The following is a 17,740-nucleotide window of genomic DNA, read 5'->3' on the forward strand; positions in this document are numbered from 1 at the left end:
CGCGGGTGGCTGGCACGCTGCTTGCGATGTCCTGTCGCATGGATATCGCCAACCCCCAGTTCAGGATCCAGCGGCGTCGGCGGCTGCAGTGGTCGATCGCCGGCGGCGCGGTCGCGCTGGTCGCCGTCGTGGTGCTGGTGATGCGGCTGGGGCCGGCGTTGCCGGTAGTCGAGCGGGGCAGCCTGTGGATCGATACCGTGCAGCAGGGGCAGATGCTGCGCGAGGTGCGCGCCACCGGCACCCTGGTGCCGCGCTCCAGCCGCTGGCTGGCCGCGTCCACCGCGGCACAGGTCGAGCAGATCAAGGTCTGGCCCGGCGCCACGGTGAAACCTGACACGGTGCTGATGACGCTGGCCAACCCCGCGGTGGAGGATGCGCTGCGCAACGCCCAGGCCCTGGTGGCGGCGGCGGAAGCCGACGTTGCCGCCAAGCGCGCGGAAATGCGCTCGCAGTTGCTGGACCAGCGCTCGGCACTCGCCCAGGCCGAGTCCGATTACGCCTCGGCCAAGGTCAAGGCCGACGCCGACGCCAAGGCGGCCGCCCTGCACCTGATTCCCGACGTGCAGTTCCGCCAGGGCCAGATCGCGCTGAAGCAGCTGGCGACCCGCCGTGACATCGAGCGGCAGCGCGTGGCCGCCTTCGCCGGCAACATGCATGCCCAGCTCGACGCGGTGCAGGCCAGGCTGCGCCAGCAGCAGAGCAACCTCGAACTGCGCCAGCGCCAGGCCGATGCCCTGCAGGTGAAGGCCGGCATCGCCGGGGTACTGCAGGAGGTGGCGGTGCAGGAGGGCGCGCAGGTGGCCGAGGGCGCCAACCTGGCGCGGGTGGCGCGGCCGGATGTGTTGATCGCGCGCCTGCAGGTGCCCGAGGTACAGGCCAAGGACGTGGCCCTCGGCATGCCGGTCAGCGTGGACACGCACAACGGCCTGGTCGCCGGCGCGGTCGAGCGCATCGACCCGGCGGTGCGCGACGGCAGCGTGCAGGTGGATGTGCGCCTGGATGGCAAGCTGCCGCCCGGCGCACGTCCGGACCTCTCGGTGGACGGACGCATCCGCGTCGCCACGCTGGACCACGTGCTCTCGGTCGGCCGGCCGGCCTCCGCGCGCGCCGATGCCGACATCACGCTGTTCCGCCTCGATCCGTCCAGCGGCATCGCCACCCGTGTGCCGGTGCGGCTGGGCGCGGCGTCGGTGGACCGGGTGGAGATCCGCCGTGGCCTGAAGGCCGGCGATCAGGTGATCCTCTCCGACACCAGCCAGTGGGACCGCTACGACAGGATCCGCGTGAAGTGAACCATGCCGCAGGGTAGGAGCCCGCTCGCGGGCGATGCTTTTCGGCATTGATGCAGATCGGGAGCAAAAGCATCGCCCGCAAGCGCGCTCCTACACACAACCAACCATGTAGACGGGAATCATGATGAACCCATCGTCCAGCGTCATCGCCCTCGACGGCATCCGCAAGGTGTTCCAGGCCGACGAGGTGGAAACCCACGCACTGAGCGACGTGCACCTGGCGGTGCATCGCGGCGAGTACGTGTCGATCTCCGGCCCGTCCGGCTGCGGCAAGACCACGCTGCTGTCGATCCTCGGCCTGCTCGATACCGCCAGCGCCGGCAGCTACGTGCTCAACGGTCACGATGTGGCGAAGCTCGACGCCGCGGCGCGGGCGCGCATCCGCAACGCCGAGATCGGCTTCATCTTCCAGGCGTTCAACCTGATCGGCGACCTCACCGTGCAGGAGAACGTGGAGCTGCCCTTGACCTACCGCGGCGGCATCGGCACCGCCGAGCGGCGCGCGCGGGTGCACGAGGCACTGGAGCGCGTGGGCATGGCGCACCGCATGCGGCATTACCCGGCGCAGTTGTCCGGCGGTCAGCAGCAGCGCGTGGCGGTGGCGCGCGCGCTGGTCGGCAAGCCGGCGATCCTGCTCGCCGACGAGCCCACCGGCAACCTCGACTCGCGCAACGGCGAGGCGGTGATGGCCCTGCTCGACGAACTGCACAAGGGCGGCGCGACCATCTGCATGGTCACCCATGACGCCCGCTATGCCGAGCTGGCCCAGCGCAAGATCCGCCTGTTCGACGGCCGCGTGGTGGACGAAGACACCTTCGACCGCCTGCGTCGCGAGGACGAGGCACGGCTGGACGCGCTGATCGGCTCGCGCGAAGGTCTGCAGGCATGAGTCCCTGGCTCGCCGAGCTGTGGCGAGCCTGGCGGGCCAGCCTGCGCCGGCCGGGCTTCCTGCTGCTGGCCAGCGGCGTGCTGGCGCTGGGCGTCGGCGCCAGCGCGGCGGTGTTCGCGTTGCTCGATGCCACCTTGCTGCGGCCGCTGCCGTTTCCGCAGGCATCGCGTATCGCGGAGGTCGGCCGGATCTTCGGTGGCGAGGTCGGCACCATCTCGCCGCACGAGTACCAGTTCCTCGACGGCATGCATGGGGTAAGAGCGCTGGGCCTGATTCGTCCGGGCTCGGTCGCCAACATTGCCGGTGCCGGTGCGCCGCGGCAGGTACCGGTGACCTACATCGACCGCGGCGTGCTGGCGGCGCTCGACATTCGCCCGGTGCTCGGGCGCAACTTCAGCGAGTCGGAAGACCGGCCGAACGGGCCGGCCGCCGTGATGCTGAGCTACGGCCTGTGGCAACGCGACTACGGCGCCGCTGCCGGCGTCGTCGGTCAGGCCATGCAGGTGGAAGGTCGGCCGGCGACCATCGTCGGTGTGCTGCCGCAGGCGTTCGATAGCCTCCCCGATCCCGGCGGCATCGTGCTGCCGCTGGCCCTGCCGCCGGCCAGCCGCGACTACAACCACAACGGCCACCTGGCGATCGCGCGTCTGGCCGCAGGCGTCAGCCTGGCGTCGGTCGGTGCCCAGGCGGATGCACGCGAGCGCGCGATGTACCGCGACATGGCCATGGGCGGGAACTGGAAGCAGCCCTGGTTCGGCGCCACCTCCCTGCAGGCGGCACTGCACCGCGGCGAGCGTCCGGTGATGATGCTGTTCGTGGCCAGCGCCGTGCTGATCCTGCTGATCGCCCTGGTCAACCTGGTCAACCTGATGCTGTTGCGGACACTGTCGCGCAGCCACGATGCGGCGGTGCGCAGCGCGCTGGGCGCGCCGCTGCTGCGGTTGCTGTTGCCGGCGGTGGCCGAGGGCCTGCTGGTGGGGGTGGTGGGGACGGCACTGGGCATGCTGCTGGCATGGTCCGGGCTGCGCCTGCTGCTGCCTTTCATCCCCAGCCAGTGGCTGCACGGCAACCGGATCGGCATGGGGGCGTCGCAGTGGGCCATGGCGCTTGTTGTCGGACTACTCGGTGCCCTGCTGGCTGCCGCGCTCGGCTTGTGGCGAAGCCGTGGTGCGACCGGCGTCGACGAGCTGCGCGAGGGCGGACGCAGCGGCATGGGCGCGCGCAGCGGGCGTCTCGGGTGCGTGCTTGTGGTGGTGCAGGTCGCGCTGGCGGTGGCCCTGCTGTGCTCGGCGGGCGCGATCGCCCATGGCGTGCTTGCCGCTTCACGGGTGCAGCTCGGCTTCGCCAGCGACCAGCTGCTCACCTTCGAACTGGTGCCGGTAAAGGCGCATTACCCGGATGTCGGAGCCGTGCAGACCCTGGCGCAGCGCGTGGCGCGACGCCTGCGCGCCATTCCCGGGGTCACCGGGGCGGCGGTCACCACCAACCTGCCGGCCAGCGACGGGCTCTACGGCCAGTTCAACAACGGCATGAAGACGCCGGAGGGCAAACAGTTCGAGGCGCAATTGCATGGCGTGGGCACCGGCTTCTTCCAGGTGTTTTCCATCGCCCTGAAACAGGGGCGGGTATTCAGCCGTGACGACACCGCCGGCAGCGAACCGGTGGCGGTGGTCAGCCGCGACCTGGCCGACCGCTATTACGGTGGCGATGCGATCGGCAAGACTGTGCTGGTCGAGGTCAGCAACGGACCCAATCTGCCGGTGCGCATCGTCGGCGTGGTCGCCGATACCTACCAGCGCGGTCCGCTGCAGCCGCGGCAGCCGATGGTGTACCTGCCGCTGGCGCAGATGCCGCGCAACACGATGGACATCTTTCTCGGGCTGGAGCCGTTGCGCTTCGTGCTGCGTGTCCACGGCCGCCCGGCCGACTGGCGCGCGAGCGTGGAACAGGCGGTGGCCGAAGTCGCGCCCGGTCAGCCGATCGCCCACCTGGAATCGATGCGCAGCATCGTCCGCCAGACCACCGCCGACGCACGTCTGGGCATGCTGATGGTCGGCCTGTTCGCCGCGCTCTCGCTGTTGCTGGCGGTGGCCGGCATGTACGCGGTGATGGCGGTCGCGGTGGCCGCGCGCGAACGCGAGTTCGGCGTGCGCACGGCGCTGGGCGCCTCGCCTTCACGGATGACGCGACTGGTGCTGCGTGGCGGCCTGGGACAGGTCGTTGTCGGCCTGGTGATCGGTGTCGGTCTCGCGCTGGGCGCATCGCGGTTGCTGGCAAGCCTGTCGATGGCGGTGGCGATGTCCTCGATCGGCCGCATCGGCGTCTTCGACCCCGTCGCGACGCTCGGCGTATGCGTCGTGCTCGCCCTGTCCGGCCTGCTGGCCTGCCTGCTGCCGGCGCTGCGTGCCGGCCGGGTCCAGCCGATGTCGGTGCTGCGCGGTGACTGAGTAGCGAGGGCTCCCGTGACTCCATCTTCTGAAAGGAATTCGGCATGAGCGTCTGGTTGAGTGAGATCTGGCGTACCTGGCGGGCCAGCCTGCGCCGGCCGGGTTTCGTGTTGCTGGCCAGTGGCGTGCTGGCGCTGGGTGTTGGCGCGGCCAGCGCCGTGTTCACCCTGATCGATGGCGTGCTGCTGCAGCCGTTGCCTTATCCACAGCCGCATCAACTGGTCGCGGTTGGCCCCGTCGAACAGGGCGATGTGCAGGCGGTCTCGCCGCAGCAGTACCAGCACCTCGCCGGGCTGCCCGGGATCGCATCGATGGGCCTGTTCAAGGATGGCCAGACAGCGTCCAACATCGCCGGCGACGGCCGGCCGGAACAGGTTGTGGCGCTGGAGATCGACCGGGGCCTGCTGCCGACGCTCGGCGTGCAGCCGGCGCTGGGTCGCAACTTCAGCGCTGAGGAAGACCAGCCCAACGGCCCGCCTGCGGTGATGCTCTACCACGGCTTCTGGTTGCGCCGCTTCGGCGGCAATCCCGCGGCGATTGGCCAGACCCTGACGGTGGAGGGCGTACCTCACGCCATCGTCGGCGTGCTGCCGGCCGGCTTCGATCTGGGCCAGGCCTCGATCGCCCTGCCCACGGCATTTCCCGCGCATTCGGGCGACGACGGCACCAACTACACCGCGGTGGCGCGACTGGCGCCCGGCACCACGGTTGCGACACTGGCGGCCGAAGTGAATACCCGCCTGCACGCGTTCTACGCCGAGCAGGGGAAGCAGGCCTATGCCGGCAGCTTCTGGCAGCGCGTGCACTTCAGTGCCCAGGATTTCAGTGCCGCGCAGCATGCCGGGCAGCGCAGCACGTCGTTGATGTGGGTGGCCTGCGCCGTGCTGCTGCTGGTCATCGCGCTGGTGAATCTCACCAACCTGATGCTGCTGCGCGCGATGGGACGAAGTCATGACGCCTCGGTACGCGGGGCGCTCGGTGCCTCCCGCTGGCGGGTCGCCTTGCCGTCGATCGCCGAGGGCATGCTGATCGGTGTGGTCGGTGTGCTGGTCGGTCAGGGGCTGGCGGCGCTGGCCCTGCTCGCCGTGCGCACGTGGATGCCGGTGGACTGGATGGCCGTGGAGTGGACGCGCCCCGGAGGCCTGAACCTTGGCGGGATGGCCTGGACGATCGCCGTCGCGACCGGTCTGTTCGGCGCGCTGGTCGCGACCGGGCTGGGGCTGTGGCGCGGGCAGGCCGCGTTGTCGATGGACAGTCTGCGCGAGGGCGGCCGCAGCGGCCTGAGTCGCCGCAGCGGCCTGCTCGGTCGGTTGCTGGTGATGGCCCAGGTGGCGCTGGCCTCGCTGCTGTTGTGCACGGCGGGCGTGTTCCTGCACAGCCTGCTGGCCAGCGCGCGGGTGGATCTGGGCTTCAAACCGGACCACGTGCTCACCTTCGAGCTGGCGCCGGTCAAGGCGACCTATCCGGATGCGGCCTCGGTACAGCAACTGTCCGGCCGACTGGTCGAGCGCCTGAAACAGATCCCCGGTGTGCAGCTTGCGGCGGCCGGCACCAATCTGCCTGCGGGCGACTTCAGCGGGCAATGGAACATGGGCGGGCTGCATCTGCCGGGTGGCGAGCAGTTTGGCGCGCAGTTCCACGCGGCCGACCCGGGGTTCTTCCGGGTGTTCGGCATCCATGTGCGACAGGGGCGTCCGTTCGCCGCCAGCGATGTGCGTGGCGGTGAGGACGTGGCCGTGGTCAACCAGCGCTTCGCCGACGTGCATTTCCAGGGCCATGCGCTGGGGCAGACGATCCAGCGGGGCGAAGGCAAGGGCATGTGGTCGGCGCGCATCGTCGGCGTGGTGGCCGATACCTACCAGTTCGGGCCGGAGGATCCGGACTCGGTCGTGCCGATCCTGTACCTGCCGCTGGCGCAGATGCCCGACGACGCCCTGCGCGCGTTCCGCATGTACGAGCCGCTGCGCTTTGCGCTCAAGGTCCAGGGCGACCCGGACAGCTATCGCGATGCCGTGCAGCGGGCCGTGGCCGAAGTGGCGCCCGACCAGCCGATCGACCATGTCTACAGCATGGCCCATGTGGTGCACGACACGATCACCGATACCGAGTTCAACCTGATGCTGGTCGGCCTGTTCGGCGGCCTGGCGCTGTTGCTCGCCGGCGTGGGTGTGTATGCGGTGATGGCGGTTGCGGTGGCGGCGCGCGAGCGCGAGTTCGGCGTGCGCGCCGCGCTGGGCGCGGCGCCACGAGGGCTGCTGTTGCTGGTGCTGCGCGCTGGCCTGGTGCAGATCGTCCTCGGCCTGCTCGCCGGGTTCGTGCTGGGGTTCCTGGGGTCCGGTGTGCTGCGGGCGGTGGTGGTACAGGTCGGGCGCAGCGTGTTCGATCCCTGGTCGATCGCCTCGGCAGCCGCAGTGCTGGCGCTGTCCGGCCTGCTGGCCTGTCTGCTGCCGGCGCTGCGCGCATCGCGCGTGCAGCCGATGCGTGCATTGAGGGGAGAGTGAGGATGATCGTGCAGGAGTTCCGCGGGGCCATGCGGCGGCTGCTCAAGCGGCCGGGATATGCACTGCTGTCGATGACGGTGCTGGGGGTGGGGTTGGGCGTGACGCTTTTCCTGTTCTCCCTGGTCAACACGCTGATACTGAAGCCGTTGCCGTTCCCCGACGCGGAACGGTTGATGGCAGTTGGCGAGCGCTCCTCGAGCGGGCATGGCATCGACAGTCTCGACAGCGCGCAATATGCGCTGTTGCGTCGCAGCCTCCAGGCCGCTGACGCCGTGGGTGCGTACACCGCCGGCGGGGTCAGCCTGGACGATGGACACGGGGCGATCTACTTCCCCGGAAGTCGATCGAGTGCATCGCTTTTGGAGATGCTCGGCGTCCAGCCTCTGCTGGGACGTATTTTCACCACGGCCGACGAGCAACCGGGTGCCGAGCGTGTGCTGCTGATCGGCGAGCCTTTGTGGCGGACGACTTTTGCGGCCGATCCGCACGTGATCGGCCGGCAGATCCGCGTCAATGGCGAGTGGGCAACCGTCATCGGGGTATTGCCGGCAAGCTTCAGCTTTCCGCAGTACACCCGGGTGTGGCGACCGTTACGCCTGCTGCCCGGGCAGCATCGAGACCTGGCCGGGGTGTTGCGGCTGGCACCGGGCAAGACGCTGGGGCAGGCGCGTGCGGAACTTGATGCGATGCAGCCAGCGTTACAGCGGGTGCTACCGACGGACATGCACATGCGCGCGGTGGTCACCAAGCCGCTTGGCTACAGTTTCGTACCGGAGGACATGCGCTACTGGGTCTGGCTGATGTTCGGTGCCGGCACCCTGGTACTGCTGCTGGCGTGCGTGAACGTCGCCAACCTGCAGCTGGTGCAGGCCGTGCGCCGGGCGCATGAACTGGCCCTGCGGCACGCGCTCGGCAGCGCGCGGGGCCGTCTGGTGTTCGGTGCCATCGCCGAAGGCTGGCTGCTCGGTGCAGCCGGATGGCTGCTCGCCCTGCCCATCGTGCAGTGGGGCAACCGCTGGCTGGTCGGCGTGTATTTCCGGCCGGGACGCATGCCCGGTTTCCATCACTTCGGTCTGGATGGATGGGTGCTGGCCGCGGGAGCGCTGATGGCTCTGGCAACCACCACGCTGGTTGGCGCGGTGCCGGCCTGGCGTGCCGCGCGCAGCGACCCGCAGCAGGCCTTGCGCGATGGCGTGAAAGGCTCAGGAAGCGGTTTCGCCCGTGTCGCGCGGGTGATGGTGGTGGCAGAGATAGTGCTCACTGTGGTGTTGCTGGTCGGCGCCGGCATGTTCGTCGGCGCCGTGCAGCGGCTGCTCGCCCGGCCGACGCCTGGCATTGGCTACGCGGCGCAGGTGCTGACCGCCGAGCTGGCGCTGCCGCGGCAAACCTACGACGACCCGCGCAGGATCGCCGTGATCGGCAAGGCCGTGGCGCAGCTGCGCGCCACTCCGGGCGTGGTTGACGCCACCGCCTCGGACACGGTTCCGGGCGGACGGCTGGGCAGTCACGAGCGCGTCGGGCTGCCCGGTCAGCCGCGTCCGGCTTCCGGGTGGATGAAGGTCCAGCTGGGTGTGGTCGACCCGCACTTCCTGTCCACGTTCGGGGTGCGCCTGCTTGCCGGGCGCTTCTTCGATGCACGGGACACGGCCGGCGGCCAGGCGGTGGCGGTAGTCGATCGTCACCTGGCGCAGGCCCTGTGGCCCGGCCAGGATCCGTTGCAGCGTCAGCTCACCTTGCACCCCGGAACCGCCTGGGCCCGCTCGCTCACCGTCATCGGGGTGACCGAGCCGTTGCAGATGGACAGTCTGCTGGAGCCGTCGGTGCCCGGGTTGCTGATGCCGGTGAGCCAGTCGGCAGGGCAGGGACCGCTGCATGCCGTCGGACTGGCCGTGCGCACCCATGGCGCAGCGGCCGCTTTCATCCCGCATCTGTCCGACATCGTGCACGGCGTGGACAGCCAGGTCGCCGTGCATGACGTACTCAGTCAGCAGTGGATCATCGCGCGCTCGCAGGCCGGCCTGACGGTGATGGCCGACGTGTTCGGTGCGCTCGGACTGGTCGCGTTGGGGCTTGCCGCGACCGGCCTGTACGGTGTGGTGGCGTTTTCCGTGGAGCAGCGCACGCGCGAAATCGGCATCCGGCGCGCGATCGGTGGCGGCGGATGGGCCATCGCCCGGCTGCTCGGTCGCCAGCTGGCATGGCAACTGGGTCTGGGCCTGGTTCTGGGGACCCTGCTGGCGCTGCCGTGGTCGCGGCTGCTCGCCGATCCCAACCTGCAGACACGCGCACACGACCCAGCGGTGTTCGGGTCGGTAATCGTGCTGGTGGTGGTCACCGCATTGGCTGCGACGCTATTGCCGCTGCGGCGCGCCTTGCAAGTCGATCCCGCCGTCGCCTTGCGCTACGAGTGACCACTACACTGACGGGATGGACGACGGCGTGGCACGTGAATCGAATCCGACAGTACTACTGGCCGACGACCAGGCCGACGTGCGCGAGGCGCTGCGACTGCTGCTGAAGTCCGAGGGTGTGGCCAGCACCGGCGTGGACGGGCCCGCCGGCGCGCTGGACGAAGCGCGACGGCGCGCGTTCGACGTGGCGCTGGTCGACCTCAACTACACCCGCGACACCACCTCCGGCGCCGAGGGGTTGGAGCTGCTGGAGAAGCTGCGCCAGCTCGACCCGGAACTGCCGGTGGTAGTGATGACCGCCTGGGGTAACGTGCCGCTGGCGGTGGAGGCGATGCGCCGCGGCGCCGCCGATTTCATCGAGAAGCCCTGGGACAACGCACGCCTGCTCGGCGTACTGCGCGCACAGATGGCGCTGGCGCGTAGCGCGCGGCGGCAGCGCCGGCTGGAGGCGGAGAACGCGCTGCTGCGCGACGAGGGCGATGCCGAATTCATCGCCGAGTCGCCTGCGATGCAGCGGGTACTAGGGCTGGTGGCGCGGGTCGCGCCGAGCGACGCGAACGTGCTGGTGCTCGGCGAGAACGGCACCGGCAAGGGCGTGATCGCGCAGCGCATCCATGCGCTGTCGGGGCGAGCGGCGCAGCCGTTCGTGAAGGTCAACATGGGCGGTATCGCCGAGACCGTATTCGAGTCGGAGATGTTCGGCCATGTGCGCGGCGCGTTCACCGACGCCAAGAGCGAGCGCATCGGCCGCTTCGAGCTGGCCGACGGCGGCACGCTGTTCCTCGACGAGGTCGGCAACGTGCCGGCCTCGCAACAGCCGAAGCTGCTGCGCGTGCTGGAGGACGGCGAGTTCGAGCGGCTGGGTTCCTCGCGCACCCAGCGCACCGACGTGCGGCTGGTGTCGGCCACCAATGCCGACCTCGCTGCCGACGTGGCGGCCGGGCGCTTCCGTCGCGACCTCTTGTACCGGCTCAACACGCTGGAGATCGTGCTGCCGCCGCTGCGTGAGCGCGGCGACGACATCGTGCCGCTGGCGCGTGCGGCGCTGGCACGCAGTGCGCAGCGCTACGGTCGTCATGGCCTGCGGCTGGCGCCGTCGGCCGAGCGGGCGCTGCAGGCTTATGCCTGGCCGGGCAACGTGCGCGAGCTGGGCCACCTGATGGAGCGCGCCGCGCTGCTCGCCGAGCACGACGAGGTCGGTGCCGCGGCGCTGGCCTTCGGTCGCACCGAGTCGGTCGACGAGGGCTTCGAACAGATGACGCTGGAGCAGGCCGAAGGCTGGCTGGTGCGGCGCGCGCTGGAGCGCTTCGACGGCAACCTGCTGCGCGCCGCCGATGCGCTGGGGATCACCCGCCAGGCGCTGTACCGGCGGCTGGAGAAGCACGGTTTGCGGGATCCGGCGGACGCCGACGATGACGACGCCTGAGCCGTCGCCGGCGACATCCGCACGCCCCGCCGCGTCGCGGCTGCCGGCCTACGAGCGGCGCATCCTCGGCGGCAGCGCGCTGATCGCCGCGCCGGGGCTGCTGGCGGCGGCGTTCATGGCCTGGAGCGGCAGCGGCTGGCGCGAGGCGGATGGCTGGGTGCTGGCGGCGGCGGTGATCGTTACCGCCTTGCTGGTGCGCTGGCAGCGGCGACGGCTGGTCTATCCGTTGCAGTCCTTCGCCAGCCTGCTCGACGCCCTGCGGCTGGGCGACTACAGCCTGCGCGGCCGCGTCGGCGGCGCGCTGGACGACCTGGTCTACGACATCAATGCGCTGGCCGAACGCCTGCAGCAGGAGCGGCTGCAGTTCGAGGAGTCGTCCTATCTGCTGGGCAAGACGCTGGCGGCGCTGGACAACGCGGTGCTGGTGTTCGACCAGGACACCCGCCTGCGCCTGCTCAACCCCGCCGCGCAGCAGCTGTTGCAGGCCGACCGGCACCAGCTGTTCGGTCGCCGCGCCGAGGAGCTGGGCCTGCAGCCGCTGCTGGACCAGCCCTCCGGCCAGCTGCTGAATCATCGGTTTGCCGGCCGCAGCGGACGCTTCGAGATCCGCCATGCGCCGTTGCGCACCGAGGGGCGCGGCGGCCGCCTGCTGGTGATCAACGACGTCGGCCGTGTGCTGCGCGAGGAGGAGCGCCAGGCCTGGCAGCGACTGCTGCGCGTGCTCGGCCACGAAGTGAACAATTCGCTGGCGCCGATCCAGTCGATGGCCGGCACGCTGGCCACGCTGGCGTTGCGCGACCCGCTGCCGGAGGACTGGCGCGAGGACTTCCGCAACGGCCTGGAGCTGATCGGCCATCGCTCCGGTGCGCTGTCGCGCTTCCTCGCCAGCTACAGCCGGCTGACCCGGCTGCCGCCGCCGCAGCGGCGCGAGGTGGCGCTGGGGCCGTTGCTGGAGAAGGTGGTGCGGCTGGAGTCGCGGTTGCCGGTGACACTGGATGCCGGCCCCGCGCTGCACCTGATGGCTGATCCCGACCAGCTCGAGCAGGCGCTGATCAACCTGGTGCGCAATGCGGCGGAGGCGAGCCTGCCGACGCGGGGCGGCGTGGTCCTTCGCTGGCAGGCGAAGGCCGAGCGGGTTTCGATCGAGATACTGGACGAGGGCGAGGGCCCGCCGGCCAGCGACAACCTGTTCGTGCCGTTCTTCACCACCAAGCCGGGTGGCTCGGGGATCGGGCTGGCGCTGGTACGGCAGATCGCCGAGGCGCACGACGGCGGCGTCAGCTTGCTGGCCCGCACCGACGCGCGTGGCGCCGTGGCGACGCTCTGGCTGCCACAGCCTGCCGACCATCCGCAACCACCGTAGGAGCCCGCTCGCGGGCGATGCTCTTTTGCTTCGATGTGGATCAGGAGCAAGGGCATCGCCCGCGAGCGGGCTCCTACGGTTGAGGTTGACGGTGACCGTCGTTGCTGCGGATGCGTGGCGGGAGGATGCGCTCCCGGGTACGCTCTGGCTCCCCACCGGAACCGCATTCCATGACCGCTCCCGTTCCACCCCGCCTCAACCCGCTGGCCTTCCTCATCTTCAGCTCGCGCTGGCTGCAGCTGCCGTTGTACCTGGGGCTGATCGTCGCGCAGTGCGTCTACGTGTTCCTGTTCGGCAAGGAGCTGTGGCACCTGATCCACGAGGCATCGCACCTGGGCGAGCAGGAGATCATGCTGATCGTGCTCGGCCTGATCGACGTGGTGATGATCTCCAACCTGCTGATCATGGTGATCGTCGGCGGCTACGAGACCTTCGTCTCGCGACTGGGGCTGGAGCACCACCCGGACCAGCCGGAGTGGCTCAGCCACGTCAACGCGTCGGTGCTGAAGGTGAAGCTGGCGATGGCGATCATCGGCATCTCCTCGATCCACCTGCTGAAGACCTTCATCGCTGCCGGCGCCTTGCAAGGCCTGCCGTTCTGCTCGGCCGACGTGCTCGCCACGATGGCCGACACCATGAACACCGCCAGCACCCTCAAGTGCTCCACCCTGACCACGGTGGGCGTGATGTGGCAGACGATCATCCACGTGGTGTTCATCGCCTCGGCGATCGGCATTGCCTGGACCGACCGCATCATGCAGGCCGGCGTGGCGCGCCTGCGCGACGCCCACTGACGCCCCGTAGGAGCCCGCTCGCGGGCGATGCTCTTCGCTCTGATGCCACATCCAAAGCCAAAAGCATCGCCCGCGAGTGGGCTCCTACAGGTGTTGTGCATCGCTTGAGTCGAGCCAGACGGCGTTCCAGTAGGGATATGCCAGCACCGAGTCCACCAGGCCGGCGCGTATGGGGTTGCCGGCGATGTAACGCGCAACTCCAAGCAGGCGCTCTTCGCGACGGAGGGCGTGATCGTGGAAGCTGCGGTCCCACAGCTTTCCTTCGAATAGCCCGGACGCATGCAGCTCGCGGCAGACGGCGGCCTTGAAACGGGCCACCACGCGATCGAGTGGTTCCTCACCGAGTTCGAGCAGCCCGTGCCAGTGATCGGGCATGAGCACCCACGCCAGCAACTGCGCGTCGCCCCAGTGGGTGGAAGCGTGGATGACCCGGCTGGCGACGCGCGCGGCTTCGTGATTCCCGAAGATCGGCTGACGGTACCGGGTGGTGACGGTGATCAGGTAGACCTGGCCGGGGCGTGATACTCGGCCGCGTCGAAGCGCCGAGCGGCCAGGGGCTGGGAAAGCTGGCATGACCGGAGCTTGCCGATGAGCACCGTGAACACGCTGCCGTCCGGTACCACCAGAACCTGTAGGAGCCCGCTCGCGGGCGATGCTCTTCGCTCTGATGCCACATCCAAAGCCAAAAGCATCGCCCGCGAGCGGGCTCCTACAAGGGCAAAGGCTAGACTTCCAGCCGATCGTCCGGGCGCGCCACCAGCGCGTACAGCGCGGGCATCAGGAACACGCTGATCAGCAGGCGGGTGAACAGGCCGCTGACGATCACCAGCGCGAACGGCCGCTGGGTGTCGGTACCCACGCCGGTGGCCAGTGCGGCTGGCAGCAGGCCGAGCGCGGCGACCAGAGCGGTCATCATGATCGGCCGCAGGCGCAGGATCGCCGCCTCGCGGATCGCCGGCGCCATCGCCATGCCGCCCAGGCGCAGCTCGTTGACGTAGGAGATGTAGACCACCGCGGTCTGCACCGACACGCCGAACAGCGCCAGGAAGCCGATGCCCGAGGACACCGAGAACGGCGTGCCGGTGAGCCACAGCGCGACCAGTCCGCCGACCGGCGCCGACAGGGCGACGCCGAGCACGGTGATGAACGGGAACTTGAAGTTGCTGTACAGGGTGAACAGCAGCAGGAAGATCAGCCCCACGGTGAGCGGCACGATCACGTGCAATTGGGCGCTGGAGGCGACGTATTCGGAATACTCGCCGCCCCAGTCCGTGCGGTAGCCGCGCGGCAGCGCCACCTGCTTCTTCACCTGGGCGATGGCGTCGCCCACCGCACCGGCCAGGTCGCGCCCCTGCACCGAGAACTGCACGCCGATGTAGCGCGAGCTGTCCTGCCGGTAGATGAAGGAGGCGCCGTCGGTGACGCGGATGTCGGCCAGTGCCCTGAGCGGGATCTGCTTGCCCTCTGGCGTGGCGACCAGCAGGTTGCCGATCGCCTCGGGGTTGTCGCGGTAGCGCTTCTGCAGCCGCACCACCAGGTCGAACTCCTTCTCGCCCTGCACCACCTGGGTGGCCACGTCACCGCCGATCGCGGTCTGGATCAGGTCGTTGATGTCCGACACGTTGACGCCGTAGCGGGCGATCGCCGCGCGGTTCACGTCGATGGTCAGGCTGGGCTGTCCGAGCTCCTGCACCAGGGTCACGTCGCGGATGCCGCGGACCTTTTCCAGCACGTGCTTGATCGCCTTGCCCTTGGCCTGCAGCGTGGCGAGGTCCGGTCCGAACACCTTCACCGCCAGCGCGCTCTTCAGGCCGGTCTCTGCCTCGTCGACGGCATCCTCGGCCGGCTGGGTGTAGTTGAAGGTGATGCCGGGGAAAGCGGCCAGCTTGCGGTTCATCGCCGCGATCAGTTCGGGCTTGCTCCGGTACTCGCCGGTCCACTGCGAGTACGGCTTCAGTCCCACGTAGAACTCGGCGTTGAAAAAGCCGGTCGGGTCGGTGCCGTCGTCCGGGCGGCCCAGCTCGTTGGTGACCGTGGTCACCTCGGGGAAGCTGCGCAGGATCGCGCGGATCTGCGGAGTGACCTTGGCCGCCTCGTCGAACGAGATGGTGTACGGCATGGTGGCACGCACCCACAGCGCGCCCTCGTCCAGGTGCGGCATGAACTCGGCGCCGATGCGCGGCACCAGCAGCAGCGAGGCGGCCAGCACGACCACCGAGGCGAGCACGGTGCCGCGCGCTCGGGCCAGGCAGAAATCCAGGCCCTTCGCGTAGACCGACTTGATCGCCTCGAACGCGCGGTTGCGCCGCTCGCGCACGCCCTTGCGCATGAACCACGAGCACAGCACCGGCAGCAGCGTGAGCGTGACGATGAGTGAGCCGACCAGGGCAAAGATCATGGTGTCGGCCATCGGCTTGAACAGCGTGCCGGAGGGGCCGGAGAGCACGTAGATCGGCAGGAAGCTGACCACGATCACCGCCACCGCGTAGAACAGCGGGCGGTCCACTTCCGCCGCGGCGGCGCGGATCACCGCGAACACGCTGGTGTTCTCGTCCTTCCGTTCGGCCAGCTGGCGGTAGATGTTCTCCACCATCACTACCGCCGCGTCGACCAGGATGCCGAAGTCGATCGCGCCGATCGACAGCAGGTTGGCCGAGGCGCCCTGTGCATCCAGGCAGATGAAGGCGAACAGCAGCGCCAGCGGGATGGTGGTGGCGACGATCAGGCCGGCACGCAGGTCGTACAGGAAGAACACCAGCACCACGACCACCAGCAGCATGCCGCGCACCAGGTTGCCGCGGACCACGTCGGTGGTGCGGCTGATCAGCTCGCTGCGGTCGTAGAACGGGACGATCTTGACGTCCTTCGGCAGCACGTTCTCGTTGAGCTCGCGCGTCTTCGCCTCGACGCGCTTGAGCACGTCCTGGGTCTTGGAGCCGGTGCGCAGGAAGATCACGCCCTCGACCGCGTCGTTCTGGTCCTGGTAGCCGAATTCGCCCAGTCGCGGTGCGATTCCGGTGGTCACTTCACCGACATCCTTGACCAGCACCGGCGAGCCGTTGTGCTCGGCGAGCACGACGTTGCCGATGTCTTCCAGCGTCTTCAGCCGGCCCTCGCCGCGGATGTAATAGAACTGGCTGCCCTGGGTGTAGAAGCCGCCGCCGGCATTGGCGTTGTTGGCGGCCAGCGCCGATTCCACCTGGGTGGCGGTGAGGCCGAGCGCGGCCAGCCGCGCCTGGTCCAGCTTCACCTGGTACTGCAGCGTGCCGCCGCCGAAGCCGGAGTCGTCGGCCACGCCGGGCACGGCGCGGAAGGCCGGCTCGACGGTCCAGTCCTCGATCGTCTTCAGCTCGGTCGGCGAGCGGTCCGGGCTCTGCAGCACGTAGCGGTAGATCAGCCCCGAGGGCGAGGACAGTGGCGACACCGACGGCGTGACGCCGTCGGGCAGGCCGAGGTCGCCCATCCGGTTGAACACTTCCTGCCGGGCGAAATACTTGTCGGTGCCGTCGGCGAAGGTGATGTCCACCACCGACAGGCCGTACAGCGAGATCGAGCGGGTGACCGTGGTGTGCGGGGTGCCGGTCATGCCGCGTTCGACCGGCACGGTGATCAGCCGCTCCACTTCCTCGGCGGCATGGCCGGGCCACTGCGTCACCAGTTCGACCATCGGCGGCGACAGGTCGGGGTAGGCGTCCACCGGCAGCCGGCCGATCGAGTGCAGGCCGGCGCCGACCAGGATCAGGGTGAGCAGCAGCACCAGCAGGCGCTGGCCGAGCGAGGCGCCGACGATGCGGTTCATCACCGAGGCGGTGCGGGAGGGGGTCTCGCCCCCGGGCGTGGGCGTGCTCATTGGTTCTGCATGAACTGCATGAACAGGCCGCCGTCGATCACCACCTTGTCGCCGGGCTGCAGTCCCTTGTCCACCACCACGTTGTCGCCGGTGCGCTGGCCCTGCGTGATGTGGCGACGGGCGAAGCTGCCGTCGGGCTGCGCGACGTAGACGAACGGCAGATTCTCGTCGTCGCGCAGGAGCGCGGAGACCGGCACCAGCAGACCCTGCGAGTCGGTCCGGGCGCTCAGCGTCACGTTCACGTACATCTGCTTGCGCAGCGCGTCACCGGGGTTGGGCGCGCTGACGCGCACGTCGACCAGCCCGGTGTCCGGGTTGACCACGCCGCCGATGCTGGTGACGGTGCCGGTGATGGCCTTGCCGCCGTCACCGGTGCGGATCTCGGCGGTGTCACCCAGGTGCACGCGGGCCACCTCGGCCGGCGTCACCTGCGCCATCACCCACATGTGCGAGAGGTCGGCCACGGTGAAACAGGCGGTGCTGCCGGCCTGCAGCAGCTGGCCCGGGCTGATCAGCCGTTCCACCACGGTGCCGGCGATCGGCGCGCGGATCGCGCCGCCGGCGTCGGGTACCGCGCGCCCGGCCGCGATCGCGCGGATCGATCCTTCGTCCACGCCCATCGCCAGCAGCGCCTGGCGCGCGGCGTCGCGATCGGCCTCGGCGCTCGTGGCGTCGGTGGATGCCTGGGCCGCCTCGCGTGCCGACACGCCGTGATGGGCGAGCAGGTCCTGGTCCATGTCGGCGATGTGGCGGGGGGTGCGCGCGGC

Annotated in this window: 11 protein-coding genes; 8 read left to right on the forward strand and 3 right to left on the reverse strand. The window is 69.6% G+C overall.

Features of this window, described 5'->3' with window-relative positions; genetic code table 11:
* The first annotated feature begins 38 nt into the window (after positions 1 to 38).
* The 8 genes from C693_RS0114490 (at position 39) to C693_RS0114525 (ending at position 13,123) form a co-directional block, all read left to right on the forward strand.
* Complete coding sequence (locus C693_RS0114490) at positions 39 to 1,292, forward strand: efflux RND transporter periplasmic adaptor subunit (RefSeq protein WP_017462992.1); 1,254 nt, start codon at positions 39 to 41, stop codon at positions 1,290 to 1,292.
* Positions 1,293 to 1,416: 124 nt separating this feature from the next.
* A complete protein-coding gene (locus C693_RS0114495) occupies positions 1,417 to 2,181 on the forward strand; it encodes an ABC transporter ATP-binding protein (protein WP_017462993.1) in 765 nt (254 codons plus the stop codon).
* Positions 2,178 to 4,628 carry an ABC transporter permease gene (locus C693_RS0114500; protein ID WP_017462994.1) on the forward strand — a complete coding sequence of 817 codons (2,451 nt, stop codon included), beginning with the start codon at positions 2,178 to 2,180 and terminating at the stop codon, positions 4,626 to 4,628. The genes C693_RS0114495 and C693_RS0114500 overlap by 4 nt, the downstream gene beginning before the upstream one ends.
* Before the next feature lie 44 nt (positions 4,629 to 4,672).
* The gene (locus C693_RS0114505) at positions 4,673 to 7,129 is read left to right on the forward strand and encodes an ABC transporter permease (RefSeq protein ID WP_017462995.1); all 2,457 of its coding nucleotides are present in this window, start codon (positions 4,673 to 4,675) and stop codon (positions 7,127 to 7,129) included.
* Between the two features lie 2 nt (positions 7,130 to 7,131).
* The gene (locus C693_RS0114510) at positions 7,132 to 9,540 is read left to right on the forward strand and encodes an ADOP family duplicated permease (RefSeq protein WP_017462996.1); all 2,409 of its coding nucleotides are present in this window, start codon (positions 7,132 to 7,134) and stop codon (positions 9,538 to 9,540) included.
* Positions 9,541 to 9,568: 28 nt separating this feature from the next.
* On the forward strand, positions 9,569 to 10,966 hold the full coding sequence (locus C693_RS0114515; RefSeq protein WP_241762679.1) for a sigma-54-dependent transcriptional regulator: 1,398 nt from the start codon (positions 9,569 to 9,571) through the stop codon (positions 10,964 to 10,966).
* Positions 10,953 to 12,329: a sensor histidine kinase gene (locus tag C693_RS0114520; RefSeq protein ID WP_017462998.1), complete on the forward strand. Its 1,377-nt coding sequence runs from the start codon at positions 10,953 to 10,955 to the stop codon at positions 12,327 to 12,329. Before C693_RS0114515 ends, C693_RS0114520 begins: the two co-directional genes overlap by 14 nt.
* 170 nt (positions 12,330 to 12,499) lie before the next feature.
* On the forward strand, positions 12,500 to 13,123 hold the full coding sequence (locus tag C693_RS0114525) for a TIGR00645 family protein (RefSeq protein ID WP_017462999.1): 624 nt from the start codon (positions 12,500 to 12,502) through the stop codon (positions 13,121 to 13,123).
* Positions 13,124 to 13,207: 84 nt separating this feature from the next.
* Here C693_RS0114525 and C693_RS0114530 read toward each other — a convergent pair whose 3' ends face one another.
* The 3 genes from C693_RS0114530 to C693_RS0114540 form a co-directional block, all read right to left on the reverse strand.
* Positions 13,208 to 13,696: an REP-associated tyrosine transposase gene (locus C693_RS0114530; protein WP_017463000.1), complete on the reverse strand. Its 489-nt coding sequence runs from the start codon at positions 13,694 to 13,696 to the stop codon at positions 13,208 to 13,210.
* Positions 13,697 to 13,847: 151 nt separating this feature from the next.
* Positions 13,848 to 16,973, reverse strand: a complete 3,126-nt coding sequence (locus C693_RS0114535; RefSeq protein ID WP_026107436.1) for an efflux RND transporter permease subunit — start codon at positions 16,971 to 16,973, stop codon at positions 13,848 to 13,850.
* Positions 16,970 to 17,740: efflux RND transporter periplasmic adaptor subunit (locus tag C693_RS0114540; protein ID WP_017463002.1), on the reverse strand; the 771-nt coding region annotated here is incomplete at its 5' end. The genes C693_RS0114540 and C693_RS0114535, both read right to left, overlap by 4 nt.

The sequence above is a fragment of the Dyella ginsengisoli LA-4 genome (assembly GCF_000334915.1).
GTDB classification, from domain to species: Bacteria; Pseudomonadota; Gammaproteobacteria; order Xanthomonadales; family Rhodanobacteraceae; genus Dyella_A; species Dyella_A ginsengisoli_A.